At 35.1% G+C, this 14,499-nt stretch carries 14 protein-coding genes; 8 read left to right on the top strand and 6 right to left on the bottom strand.

Annotated elements, in window-relative coordinates; genetic code table 11:
* Window positions 1-5: 5 nt before the first annotated feature.
* Window positions 6-584, top strand: coding sequence for a hypothetical protein (locus H2O64_RS12730; protein ID WP_187562584.1), 579 nt, complete (start codon window positions 6-8; stop codon window positions 582-584).
* A 114-nt stretch (window positions 585-698) separates the two neighbouring features.
* Window positions 699-1,394 (top strand): zinc metallopeptidase, encoded by a 696-nt coding sequence (locus H2O64_RS12725; protein WP_187562583.1) that lies wholly within the window; start codon window positions 699-701, stop codon window positions 1,392-1,394.
* A 138-nt stretch (window positions 1,395-1,532) separates the two neighbouring features.
* On the opposite strand, the gene H2O64_RS12720 is transcribed toward H2O64_RS12725, so the two are convergent.
* Together H2O64_RS12720 and H2O64_RS12715 are read right to left on the bottom strand one after the other, a co-directional pair.
* A complete protein-coding gene (locus H2O64_RS12720) occupies window positions 1,533-2,003 on the bottom strand; it encodes an Lrp/AsnC ligand binding domain-containing protein (RefSeq protein WP_187562582.1) in 471 nt (156 codons plus the stop codon).
* Window positions 2,004-2,078: 75 nt separating this feature from the next.
* Window positions 2,079-3,443 (bottom strand): saccharopine dehydrogenase family protein, encoded by a 1,365-nt coding sequence (locus H2O64_RS12715; protein ID WP_187562581.1) that lies wholly within the window; start codon window positions 3,441-3,443, stop codon window positions 2,079-2,081.
* A 254-nt stretch (window positions 3,444-3,697) separates the two neighbouring features.
* Here H2O64_RS12715 and H2O64_RS12710 point away from each other — a divergent pair, with 254 nt between their 5' ends.
* Both H2O64_RS12710 and pckA read left to right on the top strand, forming a co-directional pair.
* Entirely contained in the window at window positions 3,698-4,096 is a 399-nt protein-coding gene (locus H2O64_RS12710) for a DUF423 domain-containing protein (RefSeq protein ID WP_187562580.1), read from the top strand.
* A gap of 68 nt (window positions 4,097-4,164) precedes the next feature.
* The gene (pckA, locus tag H2O64_RS12705; protein WP_187562579.1) at window positions 4,165-5,763 is read left to right on the top strand and encodes a phosphoenolpyruvate carboxykinase (ATP); all 1,599 of its coding nucleotides are present in this window, start codon (window positions 4,165-4,167) and stop codon (window positions 5,761-5,763) included.
* A gap of 89 nt (window positions 5,764-5,852) precedes the next feature.
* Here the strand turns inward: pckA and H2O64_RS12700 are convergent, their stop codons facing one another.
* Window positions 5,853-6,599 (bottom strand): uroporphyrinogen-III synthase, encoded by a 747-nt coding sequence (locus tag H2O64_RS12700; RefSeq protein ID WP_187562578.1) that lies wholly within the window; start codon window positions 6,597-6,599, stop codon window positions 5,853-5,855.
* Between the two features lie 21 nt (window positions 6,600-6,620).
* On the bottom strand, window positions 6,621-7,280 hold the full coding sequence (locus H2O64_RS24370; protein ID WP_187562577.1) for a DUF4271 domain-containing protein: 660 nt from the start codon (window positions 7,278-7,280) through the stop codon (window positions 6,621-6,623).
* Window positions 7,281-7,553: 273 nt separating this feature from the next.
* On the opposite strand from H2O64_RS24370, the gene H2O64_RS12690 reads away from it, so the two are divergent.
* Genes H2O64_RS12690 through H2O64_RS12680 form a run of 3 tightly spaced genes read left to right on the top strand, consistent with a single transcriptional unit; the run spans window position 7,554 to window position 10,076 of the window.
* Window positions 7,554-8,291: a polyprenol monophosphomannose synthase gene (locus tag H2O64_RS12690; protein ID WP_187562576.1), complete on the top strand. Its 738-nt coding sequence runs from the start codon at window positions 7,554-7,556 to the stop codon at window positions 8,289-8,291.
* Entirely contained in the window at window positions 8,284-9,618 is a 1,335-nt protein-coding gene (locus tag H2O64_RS12685; RefSeq protein WP_187562575.1) for a dihydroorotase, read from the top strand. The genes H2O64_RS12690 and H2O64_RS12685 overlap by 8 nt, the downstream gene beginning before the upstream one ends.
* Window positions 9,615-10,076, top strand: a complete 462-nt coding sequence (locus tag H2O64_RS12680) for a DUF4296 domain-containing protein (RefSeq protein WP_187562574.1) — start codon at window positions 9,615-9,617, stop codon at window positions 10,074-10,076. Before H2O64_RS12685 ends, H2O64_RS12680 begins: the two co-directional genes overlap by 4 nt.
* Before the next feature lie 38 nt (window positions 10,077-10,114).
* Here H2O64_RS12680 and H2O64_RS12675 read toward each other — a convergent pair whose 3' ends face one another.
* Window positions 10,115-11,119: an NAD-dependent epimerase/dehydratase family protein gene (locus H2O64_RS12675; protein ID WP_187562573.1), complete on the bottom strand. Its 1,005-nt coding sequence runs from the start codon at window positions 11,117-11,119 to the stop codon at window positions 10,115-10,117.
* Window positions 11,120-11,184: 65 nt separating this feature from the next.
* Here H2O64_RS12675 and tyrS point away from each other — a divergent pair, with 65 nt between their 5' ends.
* On the top strand, window positions 11,185-12,486 hold the full coding sequence (gene tyrS / locus H2O64_RS12670) for a tyrosine--tRNA ligase (RefSeq protein ID WP_187562572.1): 1,302 nt from the start codon (window positions 11,185-11,187) through the stop codon (window positions 12,484-12,486).
* A 372-nt stretch (window positions 12,487-12,858) separates the two neighbouring features.
* Here tyrS and H2O64_RS12665 read toward each other — a convergent pair whose 3' ends face one another.
* The gene (locus H2O64_RS12665) at window positions 12,859-14,475 is read right to left on the bottom strand and encodes a glutamate synthase-related protein (RefSeq protein WP_187562571.1); all 1,617 of its coding nucleotides are present in this window, start codon (window positions 14,473-14,475) and stop codon (window positions 12,859-12,861) included.
* Window positions 14,476-14,499 lie beyond the last annotated feature (24 nt).

Here is a 14,499-nt window from a genome sequence, read left to right as displayed (position 1 = left end):
TCAATATGAAAAAAATAGTCTTTTTACTAGCGATCATTTGTATGTCTTCTTGCATGGCACAGAAAAAGCAGAAAGAACGCGCAAATAAAAATGCGGAAGACAAAATATATCCAACTACGTATGCATTTCCAAAAGAATATGTGGGTACGTATGCTGGAAACTTAAACGTTGCAGATGCTTCAGGTGTTTTACAAAATGTTCCGATGGAATTAATTATTGCACCAACAGAAGATCCAAAAAAGTACTCATATACACTTGCGTATATTATAAGTAAGAAAAGAGACGAGCGTAAATATACGCTTGTGATCGTAGATCAGGCAAAAGGATTGTTTGATTTGGATGAAAATAACGGCGTTGTATTGAGAGCAAATTATATGCGACAAACCTTATTTAGTACGTTTGAAGTAAATAATAGAATCTTAAATAGTAGTGTAGAGTTTAAAAATGACGGAAGAGTATTCTTTAATATTATTGTTACAGAAAAAGCAGAATCAAGACAAACGGGTGATAAAAAAACGCCTGTAATAAGTTATAATGCTATTGTAATTCAAAAAGCAGCATTGCGAAAAGTAGACCGTGATTAATACCATTTCTACATTGAAATGATATAAAAGACTGACAAAACTTCATGTAAATATAAACCTCGCTCATTTGGCGAGGTTTTTGTATTTTAGATGATATACAAATTAAAATAAATTATGTTTTCAAGTGGATATATGCTCTTAGCGGGCGCAATAATGTTAATCAGTATGTTTGTGAGTTCTAAACTCAAAAGCAAATTTGCACAGTATTCTAAAGTACAATTGCGGAATGGAATGAGCGGCGCAGAAATTGCAGAAAAAATGCTTTCCGATCATGGAATTAGAGATGTAAAAGTAATTTCAACACCCGGAATGTTAACCGATCATTACAATCCTCAAAAGAAAACGGTAAACTTAAGTGAAGGTGTATACAATCAGCGAAATGCTGCTGCGGCTGCCGTGGCTGCTCACGAAGTTGGACATGCCGTACAACATGCAAAAGCGTATAAATGGTTGCAAATGCGATCGAAAATGGTGCCTTTAGTGAGTATTGCATCTAAATTTTCGCAATGGGTTATTTTTGGTGGAATCGCGTTAATGGCGAGTCAGGGAGCAGGATTGGGTCAAAATATATTAATTATAGGATTAATTATGTTTGCGATGGGAACCGCTTTTAGTTTCATTACACTTCCTGTAGAATACGATGCAAGTAACAGAGCATTGGTTTGGTTAAGAAATAAAAACATGGTGTCGCAAGAAGAATTTGCAGGCGCACAAGATGCGTTGAAATGGGCAGCACGAACCTATGTGGTTGCTGCGCTTGGTTCACTCGCAACTTTATTATACTTCATGAAATATTTGAATAGGAGATAGCTTCTAAATATGTACTATTAAAAAATCCGAATGTTATAGCATTCGGATTTTTTAGTTTATATATTGTGGCATCGAGCATTATTGAAATCAAAATACATTTTGATTGAAAATACCTAGCGAAGCTATCGAGATGTATTTTTACACCTTTATCTGTCGATCAATTTGTTGTGTTAACGAAATAAATGTTTCTGTTCGTGAAACGCCTTTAATCGCTTGTATTTTATGGTTTAAAATGTGCATTAAGTGTTCGTTGTCTTTACACAAAATCTTAATTAAAAGTGACCAATTTCCTGTGGTGTAATGACTTTCCATCACTTCAGGAATTTGCTCCAAGGCTTTTACTGCATCCGGGTTTCGCATGGCTTTGTCCAAATACACGCCAATAAACGCCATGGTTTTATAGCCTAATACTTTTGGGTTGATTACAAATTTTGAACCTACAATTAACTTTGCATCTTCTAGTTTTCGCAAGCGTTGATGTACGGCTGCGCCAGAAATCCCAATAGTTCGGGCGATACTTAAAATTGGTGTTCGGGCATCTTTCATTAATGCACGAAGAATCTTTTTGTCAATTCCGTCAATTTCTATTTGTTCATTTATCACTTTCATACGTTGGCTATTTATCAAATGAAAGTCAAAACTACGATATTTGTGTTAATTTTAATTAAAACGAACTAATTATCCTTACATATTTGCCGGATCGTACCCAAAATACGGAACTTCTTCTTCATGAAAAGCAATGCCGTATTTTTCTAATTCTTTTAAAATTGGTGTATATACTTCTTTCGTAATTGGCAATTGAACTCCTGGCGTTGTGATTTCACCATTCAAAATTTTTAAAGCAGCAATTGCGACAGGCAATCCAACGGTTTTTGCCATTGCAGTATAGGTTTGATCTTCTCCAAGAATTACCATTTTTGACTCAATTTGATGTTTTTTTCCATCTTTTTCGTAGCCAAATTTGTGATACATCACAATCATGTCTTTGTCTTCTGGAGCAAGTGTCCAGCTGTCCATCAAGATCTTTTGAAGAATTTGTGCTGGCGTTGCATTATCTAATCCAACTTTTTTAGTTCCATTAAAAATATCTAGTTCCAATAACTTTTCCCAAAGTGTATCATCTTGATCAATCTTCAAATTATGGCGCAATTTTAGTTCCACAGAATCTGTTGGACTGTACGGCAAGAATGAATTTATAAAATCGCGATAGGTCATCTCCGCAGAATTTTCAATGGTATAACTATCGTCTGTCATTCCTAAAATCACAAACATTTGCCATGCTCTTGAAAATCCAACTCTTCGGATAGTTCCTCTGTATAAGGTTAAAATATCATCCAATCCGTAAACGCTTCTGTATTTTAAAGAATCACGGTTTGCATAGGCTTCAAACTTTCCGTAGCCTTCTACTTTTAAAAACTCTGTTCTACGGAATAATCGGTGATACGGAATGTATTTGTACGCACCTTCTTGAATGAATTTTGCCGTGCCGCCTTGCCCAGCTAATACCACATTTCTTGGATTCCACGTAAATTTATAGTTCCATAAGTTGGTATCACTTTCCGGAGCGACCAATCCGCCTGTAAACGATTCAAATAGTACCATGTTTCCGCCATTATCACGAATACGATCAATGACAATCATGGCACTCATGTGATCGATTCCTGGATCGACTCCAATTTCGTTCATAAAGACCAATCCTTTTTCTTTGACCGCTTCGTCTAGCGCTTTCATTTCAGGACTAATGTAAGAAGCTGTCACCATATTTTTTCCGTAATGAACGCAATCCTTTGCAACTTCAATATGAAAACGAGCGGGCAACATTGAAATAACAATAGCTGCTTTTTCAATGGCTTTTTTTCTATTTTCTTCGTTGAAAACATCTAAGAAAATGGCAGAAGCATTTGGATGATCTCCAACTAGCTTTTTTGCGTTTTCAACGTTGATATCTCCAACAGTTATGTGTAAATTTTCAGTTTGACTTTTATCTAAAAAATATTTGATGAGGTAAGAAGCAGATTTTCCTGCACCAATAATTAAAATGTTTCGCATAAGTAAGTTTTGTTGCGTAATTTTGTTATTAATATCATTTATTATTTTGAATTTACCGTAATAAAAATGCCCTTTTTTCCTTTCTGTTTTATCATTAAAATAAACCGTAACTAAGGCTATGCTTGATTTTGATGTTTCACATAAAGAAAAAAATCATCACTTTCTCTTATAATAAATTCAAACAATAAATGATATGGCAAATATAACACGAATGTATCAAATTGTTACATTTATAAAAATAACTTCGCGATTTTATGAGAAAAAAAATTCTAATCACAGGCGCAATTATAGCTTGTTTGGCAGTAATTTTGGGTGCATTTGGCGCGCACGCACTTAAAAAAGTACTAACTATTGATCAAATTGCTTCTTTTGAAACGGGCGTTCGTTACCAAATGTATCATGCATTGTTACTATTATTTGTAGGTAGCACCGAGTACATTTCAGCGAAAGCGAAAAAATTATTATTTGTATTTATTTTATTGGGAATCATCTTGTTTTCAGGTTCTATTTATTTATTAACGACAAATGATGTGACTGCTTTCAATTTTAAAGTAATCGGATTCATCACGCCAGTCGGAGGAACTTTACTAATCATTGGATGGTTGATTCTTATTGCAAGTTTTTTTAGGTTAAAAACGGATAAAATCACTTAAAAATCTGTTATCTATAAAAATATTTATACTTTTGCGCTTTACAAAAAACACAACAAGAGTTAAAAGTTATGACGAATAACACCTTCTCAACGAAAACGATTTCGTTAAATCAATACGGGATCAAAGATGCCAAAGCGCATTATCAACTTTCCTCGGATCAACTTCATGAAGAAACTATACAAAAGGGACAAGGAATTGAAACTTCTTTTGGAGCTATTACTGTAAATACAGGAGAGTTCACAGGAAGATCGCCAAAGGACCGATTTATAGTAAAAGACAGTATTACAGAAGATAGAGTTTGGTGGGGAAACATCAACATACCTTTTGAACCAGCTGCCTTTGACAAGTTGTACGATAAAGTTGTTGATTATTTATCAGAAAAAGAAATTTATGTACGTGACGCGTATGCGTGTGCTGATGAAAATTACAAGCTAAATATTCGAGTGATCAATGAGTATCCTTGGAGCAATATGTTTGCGTATAATATGTTTTTGCGTCCTACGGAAGCAGAACTTGATGGTTTTCAGGAAGAATGGTTAGTGGTAAACGCGCCAGGATTTATGGCAAACCCTGAAGTAGACGGAACACGTCAGCATAATTTTGCAATTTTAAACTTTGAAAAGAAAATTGCTTTAATCGGTGGAACGGGGTATACGGGAGAAATTAAGAAAGGAATTTTTTCTGCGTTAAACTTTATTCTTCCCGTATTTAAAAACACCTTACCAATGCACTGTAGTGCAAATGTTGGTAAAGATGGAGATACAGCTATCTTTTTTGGATTATCAGGAACAGGAAAAACAACGTTATCAGCAGATCCAAATCGTAAGTTGATTGGTGATGATGAACACGGTTGGACCAATGAAAATACTGTTTTTAACTTTGAAGGTGGTTGTTATGCAAAAGCAATCGATTTAAGTGAAGAAAAAGAACCAGAAATTTATCATGCTATTAAAAAAGGAGCAATTCTTGAAAATGTAGTGTTAGATGAAAATAAGAATGTAGATTTTACAGATACATCCATCACACAAAATACACGTGTAAGTTATCCTATTTATCATATTGATAACATTCAAGTGCCATCGATTGGGGAAAATCCTAAAAATATATTTTTCTTAACGGCAGATGCTTTTGGTGTGTTGCCTCCAATTTCAAAATTAACACCTGGACAAGCAGCGTATCACTTCATTTCAGGATATACGGCTAAAGTTGCTGGAACAGAAGCGGGAATTGACGAGCCATTACCAAGTTTTTCTGCATGTTTTGGAGCGCCTTTTATGCCATTACATCCAACGAAATACGCAGAAATGTTGAGCGATAAAATGCAAGAAGCTGGTGTAAATGTTTGGTTGATCAACACCGGTTGGACAGGCGGACCTTACGGAACAGGAAGGCGTATGAAATTGAAATATACGCGTGCTATGATTAGTGCAGCTTTAGAAGGTGAGTTAGATACTGTAGATTTCCATACACATCCGGTTTTCGGATTGGCAATGCCAAAAAGTTGTCCTAATGTACCAAGTGAAGTGTTGAATCCTATTGATACGTGGGCAGATAAAGATGCTTACAATGCAAAAGCTTCTCAGCTTTCAAATTCATTTAAAAACAACTTTGCACAGTTTGAGGAATATGCAAATAAAGAAATTATGGCTGGTGGCCCAATAAGCTAACATCAATAATAATTACATAACCAACCCAAAAACGAAAAAGCGTGTATCTGAAAGGATGCACGCTTTTTTAATATTATGTAGTAGTGTAATTATTTTTTATTCACTTCGTCAATGTATTTTGCTAATGCCATTGTCATAGAAGGTGTTTCTGGTGTTGGAGCTTTGATATCGACTCTCAATCCAGCTTCCGTAGTTGCGTCTATAGTAGAATTTCCAAATACAGCAATACGTGTATCATTTTGTTCAAAATCAGGGAAATTAGCTAATAGTGATTTAATTCCTGATGGACTAAAGAACACTAAAATGTCATAATATACATTACGTAAATCAGACAAGTCGCTCACTACAGTTTTGTAAAATATACCACGTTCCCAAGTAATATTTAAAGAATCTAAAATTTCAGGAACAGTAGGTTTTAATGCGTCAGAAGAAGGTAATAAGAATGATTCATCTTTATATTTCTTAATGAGCGGAGTTAATTCCTTAAATGTGCGTTTTCCAACATAAATTTTACGTTTTCTGTACACTACATATTTCTGTAAATAGTAAGCTACTGCTTCTGACTGACAGAAATATTTCATAGTATCTGGAACTTTAAAGCGCATTTCTTCAGCGACTCTGAAAAAATGATCTACTGCATTTCTGCTTGTTAAAACAATAGCAGTGAATTTACCTAAGTCAATTTTTTGCTGTCTTACATCTCTAGCACATACTCCTTCAACGTGTATAAACGGCCTGAAATCGATCTTCACCTTTTGCTTATCAATAAGCCTTGAGTAAGGAGAATTCTCAATTTTTGGTTCCGGTTGAGAAACTAAAATGGTTTTTACCTTCATAAACCTGTATTTAATGTTGCGTTACTTAATTAAAAATTTATAGATAACTAAATAGGGGGCAATTTCAAGTGCGCAAAGATACAAAATAAAATAAAACAACTTGCTGATAATCAAAATTTGATGATTCTTTAGCAGAAGAAATAATAGAATGAGATTATACAGGAAAAATATACAAATTACTGAGAAAAATATAAACTTATTCCCATCAAAGTAGTACACAAGAAGTAAGTTAATAGGAATTAAAATAAGTCCGAATAGATTTCTAGCGTTAATTTTATGAAAATTATACGTATCTATTTGATTTTCAATATCTAAAATCACCGCAATTATTTTTTCAATAATATATTTAATAATGATGAAAAACAGCATGAAGGAGATGATCTTGACAAAAAGTAACGGCACATTGACCAAGTCTGGGCGAAAAAAAACAGCCGCAACATAGCTAAATATTGCAAACGAAATGAGTTGAACAACGAATAATAGCGTTGTAAATCCGTTAATAATATGATCTTGCTTTGCTATAAACTGATTTTGATATTTATTAGAAACCAAAAATGATAAAAAGAATCCAAATTGTTTTCTGAAAACAAAACGCGTAATAACAAGCAAACAGAACGTAATCACGAAAAATAACGTGAACAAATCTTTAGAAATTAGTGTTCTTTCAACAGTTTGTAACATTTGGTAAAATTAGCAAGTATGTTAAATAATACATAAAAAATTAGCACAAAATAACATACCTATTTTTAAAACTGATAATTTGATTACTTTTGTTATGCCAAATAAACTTTAAAATGATTGATGTAAAATTTGAATTATAGTTTCTTTAGATGAAATAGAAAATATAAGCATAGCCTTAGTTACGGTTCTGTTTTATATTGAAAATATAAAGGAAATAGAAACAAATTTATCGGTTATTTTAAAGTTTATTTGGTATTATCCTAATTTTAGCAGATGTCAAACGCAATTGTTGTCATACCAACATATAACGAAATTGAAAATATAGAAACAATCATTGAAGCAGTTTTTGCTCAAGAAAAGGCGTTTCATATTTTGGTTGTGGACGACAATTCTCCCGACGGAACGTATAAACAGGTTATAAAACTTCAAGAAAAATACCCAACACAACTATTTTTAGAGCGAAGAAAAGCCAAAACGGGCTTAGGAACCGCCTACATTCATGGTTTTCGATGGGCATTGGCACGCGAGTATGAATACATCTTTGAAATGGATGCCGATTTTTCACATAATCCTGAAGATTTAATTCGTTTGTACAATGCTTGTTCAGCTGATGGCGCAGATGTAGCAATTGGTTCGCGGTATGTAAAAGGAGTTAATGTGGTCAATTGGCCAATGAATCGTGTGTTAATGTCGTATTTTGCTTCTAAATATGTGCGCTTCATTACAGGAATTCCAATTCATGATACCACAGCAGGATTTATCTGCTACCGCAGAGAAGTGTTGGAAGCAATCGGTTTGGACAATATTCGCTTTGTGGGTTATGCTTTCCAGATAGAACTCAAATTTAAAGCATGGAAACTTGGTTTCAATATCAAAGAAGTTTCCGTTATTTTTACCGATAGAACCAAAGGACAATCTAAAATGGACAGTTCTATATTTTCGGAAGCTGTTTTCGGAATTATAAAAATGAAAGTCAGAAGTATGTTTACTAAAAAGAAACACAATGCATAAAATACTGCTCAAAAACGCACAAATTGTTAGTGAAGCCGACATAAAAACGGCTGATATTTTAATTGAAGGGGAACGAATTGCTAAAATTGGAAGCAATCTTACCGATGAAGCCGATCAAGTAATTGATGCCGCAGGAAAGCATGTATTTCCGGGTGTAATTGACGATCAAGTGCATTTTAGAGAACCCGGATTAACACATAAAGCAAACATTGCAACGGAATCTAGAGCGGCCATTGCTGGCGGAATTACATCTTTTGTGGAAATGCCAAATACAAATCCGCAAACAACTACGATTGAAAAGTTAAATGACAAGTTAAACATTGCAAAAGAAACTGCTTTTGCGAACTATTCGTTTATGTTTGGTGGAACAAATGATAATTTAGATGAAATCTTAAAAGTAGATCCAACACAAGTGGCGGGTTTAAAACTATTTTTAGGTTCCTCTACGGGAAATATGTTGGTAGATGATGAAGCGGTTTTAGAAAAAATATTCTCAAGTACGGATATGGTAATTTCTGTGCATTGTGAAGATGAAGCAACGATTCGAAAGAATTTAGCGGAATACAAAGAAAAATACGGAGAGGATATTCCTATGGAATTTCACCCAATCATACGAAGTGAAGAAGCTTGTTATCTATCTTCTTCTCGTGCGATTGCATTAGCGAAGAAAACAGGTGCACGTTTGCACGTTTTTCACTTATCTACTGGAAAAGAAACAGCATTATTTGACAATTCAATTCCGTTAGAAGAAAAGAAAATTACAGCAGAAGTGTGTATTCATCATTTGTGGTTTTCGGATGAAGATTACGCAGCAAAAGGAACACATATTAAGTGGAATCCTGCGGTTAAAACAGCTAATGACCGAGCGCAATTGTGGGAAGCTTTACTAGACGATCGAATTGACGTGATTGCAACCGATCATGCACCACATACACTAGAAGAAAAAAGCAATGTATATACCAAAGCACCTTCTGGCGGACCGTTAGTGCAACATGGATTAGTTGCGATGATTCAAGCACACAAACAAGGAAAAATCTCGTTAGAGAAAATAGTCCAAAAAATGTGTCACAATCCAGCGAGACTCTTTCAGGTAAAAGACAGAGGATTTGTTAAAGAAGGATATTACGCCGATTTAGTATTGGTTGATGTAGAAAGATCGCAAGAAGTTACCAGAGATAATGTATTGTACAAATGTGGTTGGTCGCCATTTGAAGGCACAACCTTTGATTCAACCATCACGCATACATTTGTCAATGGAAATTTAGCATACCATGAAGGAACGTTTTCTGAAAAACGTCATGTAAAACAGTTAGAATTTAACAGATGAAAAAATATATTTGGTGTTTAATTATTGCATTGATTGCGGTTTCTTGTAGAGAAGAAGCCGTGCCAAAACCTGATAATTTATTATCTAAGGAAAAAATGGCGGAAATCTTATACGACGTAACGTTGATGAATTCTATCAAGGGTGTGAACAAAAAGAAATTGGAAGAGAACAACATGCATTTGGACACCTATTTGTATAAAAAACATGAAACGGATAGTTTGCAATTTTTAAGTAGCAATAACTATTATGCGGCAAATCCGATGATATACAACGAAATTTATGGTTTGGTAGCTACACGACTCCAAAAAGAGCGCAAAGACGTTGGAAAAGAACTTGATGCAGAACAAAAACGTAGAGATTCAGTGCAAGCAGCAAAAAAGGCAGCGAAAGAAGCAGAGAGAAAGAAAAATGATACCTTGCCAAAGCCAAAGTTTGACCAAGCGAAGAAGAAGAAATAGTGCTGTAATTTTGATGTGAGTTTCTATTAATTAAAAAGCTAACCATCATACCGTTTACTCACACGTTCAATGCTTTCTTCCACGGGCGTAAATGTAAAATTTAAGGTGTTTTGAATTTTACTACTATCAAAAAATGCTTGCGATTGTATAGATTGCGCGGTTTGTTTTGTCAACTTTCGTCTTTTTCCAGTAAAAAATTGTCGCCACCAATCCATTCGCCACGCAAATCCTAATAAAAATGAACCTGCTTCTTTTTCAGGCGGTTTTACTTGTAATGCTTTTGCGGTCACTTTCGTGAATTTTTCCAGCGTCCAATTTTCGCCAACCAAAATAAAACGTTCACTTTTTATATCGCTATTCATCAATTGAATCATCACGGAAACAACATCTTTTATATCTACATAACTCAAAATTCCTTTGGTATAATACTTGAGTCCTTTTTTGATGGCTCTAAATAACGAACCGCTTCCCGAACGCCAAAATCCAGCGCCTAGAATAATTGCAGGATTTACAATGACAACCTCTAAACCTTCTTGCGAACCACGCCAAACTTCCATTTCTGAGCCGTATTTTGAAATGGCATATACATTATTATCTGCTTCTGGATTCCAGTGTGTTTCTTCCGTAATCGGAATGGTAGGATCTTCATTTTCGCCAACCGCAGCAATAGAACTCACAAAGCAGAGTTTTTTCACGCCGTATCCAATACATAAATTTACAATATTGGCAGTTCCTTCAATATTAATCTTTCGCAACACATCAAAATCTTTCGGATCAAACGAAATGAATGCTGCTACATGATATACATGTGTTACGTTAGGAAATACAAGTTCTAGTGATGGAACATCGGTTACATCCGCTTTAAACCATTCAATTTTATCAAAAAAAGGAATTGCATCATCAAAATAATACGAAAATACTTTTTTGACCGCTTCCAACTTATCAGGCGTTCTATAAATTGCCTTAATATGTTGTTCGTTTTTTGCCAAATACGCCAATAAATGCGCGCCAACCAATCCAGTTCCACCAGTAACTAATATCATGCTACTAAAATAATCTTTTTTCTTTTCACTTTTATATCTTTGCGAAGCTTAAAAAGAATTTACAAATGAATTATAATTTAGTAGAAGAATTACGTTGGAGAGGAATGATGCACGATATCATGCCAGGAACAGAAGAACAATTGAACAAAGAAATGACGACTGCGTATGTTGGATTTGACCCAACATCAGATTCATTACATATTGGAAATATGGTTCCTATTATTTTATTGATGCATTTGTATAAAGCTGGACATAAGCCAATTGCATTGGTTGGTGGTGCTACGGGAATGATTGGAGATCCATCAGGAAAGTCAGACGAGCGTAATTTATTAACAGAAGATATTTTGGCAAAAAATGTTGCTGGAATCAAGCGTGTATTGTCTCGTTTTTTAGATTTTAATTCGAATGCTGAAAATGCACCAATCTTAGTAAATAATTACGATTGGATGAAAGATTTCTCTTTTATCGATTTTGCACGTGATGTTGGAAAACGAATTACGGTAAATTACATGATGGCGAAAGATTCGGTAAAGAAACGCGTAGGCGAAGAAGGTGTTGGAATGTCGTTTACTGAGTTTACATACCAATTAATTCAAGGATACGATTTTTACCATTTACACAAAGAACACAATTGTTTGTTACAAATGGGCGGATCGGATCAATGGGGAAATATTACCACCGGAACCGAATTGGTGCGTAGAATGAACACGGAACAAGCTGCAAAAGCATACGCAATGACCTGTCCGTTAATTACAAAAGCAGATGGAACGAAGTTTGGAAAAACGGCTGGCGGAAATGTTTGGTTAGATGCAGATAAAACGTCAGTATATAAATTTTACCAATTTTGGTTCAACGCTTCGGATGCAGATGCAGAAAAATATATTAAAATCTTTACATTTTTAGATAAAGAAACGGTTGATGGTTTAATTGCTGAACACAACGAAGATCCTGGAAGACGTACTTTACAAAAACGTTTAGCGGAAGAAGTTACAACGTTGGTTCATGGAACAGAAGCGTTAGAAAATGCATTGAAAGCAACGCAAATTCTTTTTGGAAAATCGACTTCGGATGATTTGAAGCAGTTGGACGAACAAACCTTATTAGATGTATTTGAAGGTGTTCCGCAAGCGGAAATTGAACGTGCTGATATTGAAGAAGGTTTGGATATGATTGCTGCGTTATCGGCAAAAACAAATTTCTTAGCTTCCAATGGAGAAGCGCGGAGAGCGTTGAAAGAAAACTCAGTTGCAGTAAATAAAACGAAAGTTAAAGAAGATTATAAGATTACCACTGACGATTTGATTAATGATAAGTTTGTTGTAATTCAGCGTGGAAAGAAGAAGAATTTCTTGTTGATTGTTAAATAGATTCGTTCCCGCGTAGGCGGGAATCTTTTGGATCGCTTCGCTCTTAGATTGTTAGACAGCTAACACTGTTGGATATTATGATTCGCCATTAACGGGGAAGTATGACGAAGTAATCTGTTACTAAAGAAGCAGATTTCCATAAATTTTTTCAAAATTCTCGCAAAGACGTTTTGATTAGATTTCAAAAAGAATAAAACAAGCCCTGAATATCTGTAGTAGGACGATATTTAGGGCTTTTTGAATTTATTAAATAACTAAATTAATTTGAGATGAAAAATCTCTTTAGTTAAGTCGTTTTTTATGTGTAAACCTTTCAGCGTGATCATGTTAAAAAACTATTAAAATAACGGGCTTAGAAAACGCCTTTTTTATTTATGGATTTACGCCTGCATATTGTATGCCTGTGAGTTTATGTATTTCTAGATTTAATGTGCTCAAATCTGAAAAGTTGAATTTCTTGATGTCATCATGTCCGCAAGCTCTTGCAACTACTTTTAAGAGATCATTGGAAGCTGTAAAAAAGTTAAAAAGTTGCTTTGCCGATTGATCAATGATAAGTCGCGAGCGCAAGTTTTCTTTTTGTGTTGCAATTCCAACAGGACAATTGTTGCTTCCGCAAGCACGCATTCCTAAACAACCAATTGCTTGTAATGCTGAGTTTGATACTGCAATAGCATCTGCACCAAGCATCATCGCTTTTGCAAAGTCTTCCGCAACGCGTAAACCGCCCGTAATAACGAGTGTTACATCTTTTGCGCCTACCTTGTCTAAGTGTTTTCTGGCTCTTGCTAATGCAGGAATTGTTGGTACATTGATGTTGTCTCTTAAAATGTTTGGAGCCGAACCTGTTCCGCCGCCACGTCCATCTAAAATAATATAATCTACACCTACGGCTAATGCGAAGTCAATATCGTTTTCAATTCTGCTGGCAGCAATTTTGAAACCGATCGGAATTCCTCCTGTATGTTCTCTTACTTCTTCTGCAAAAGCTTTGAAGTCATTTACCGTGAATAAATCTGGGAAAGCAGCTGGCGAAATTGCGGCTTCTCCTTCTTTTAATCCGCGAACTTCGGCAATTTCTTTGGTAACTTTAGCCCCAGGTAAGTGTCCGCCAGTTCCTGTTTTGGCACCTTGTCCACCTTTGAAATGAAAGGCTTGTGCTTTTTTTACTTTTTCCCAAGAGAAGCCAAATTTTCCGGAAGCTAATTCGTAAAAGTAGCGTGAGTTGTTTTGTTGTTCTTCTGGAAGCATTCCGCCTTCACCCGAACAAATTCCTGTTCCGCTGAGTTCAGCACCTTTTGAAAGTGCTATTTTAGCTTCTTTTGATAATGCTCCAAAACTCATGTCAGATACAAAAACGGGCATTTCTAAATGAAGCGGTTTTTTAGCTTTTGAGCCAATAATAACTTGTGTGTTTACAACATCATGATCTAATAAAGGTCTTCTGGAAAGTTGCGCAGGAAGAAATTGGATTTCTTCCCATTTTGGCAATGTATTTCTATCAACGCCCATGGAAGATGAAGGTCCGTGATGTCCATGGTTTTTTAATCCGTTTTTAGCTAAATCTTTTATGAAACCAGTATATGGTTCTGTAGCTTCTGGGTGTGTGTCTGCATACGTACCAAGATATTCATCTCGTTTAAATGGTTGTGGATGTTGTATTTGAAATGCTTCAATTTCAGTTTCATCAACTGATATGATATCGCCATTTATATGTGTTGTGAATTTATGTAGTTTTTCAGCATCATTGTATTCACTAACGCCTGTGTCGTATCTGTAATCCCAGCCGTGCAGCCCGCAGATTAAATTATCTCCTTCTATAAAACCATCCGACATTAACGCACCACGATGCAAACATCTTCCGTATAAAATAGAGATATTTTTTTCAAATTTTATAATGACTAAGTCAGTGTTTAGGACTAATGCGTGTGTAGGTTCTTTTTCTTTGAGTTGAGAAATTTTAGCAATTTCTATGAATGTTTTCGACATATTTTGTGGTTGGTTGTTAGATTT

Origin of the sequence: Kordia aestuariivivens, from assembly GCF_014397005.1 — a bacterium.
GTDB lineage: Bacteria > Bacteroidota > Bacteroidia > Flavobacteriales > Flavobacteriaceae > Kordia > Kordia aestuariivivens.
This window is presented reverse-complemented; position numbering and strand designations above follow the sequence as displayed.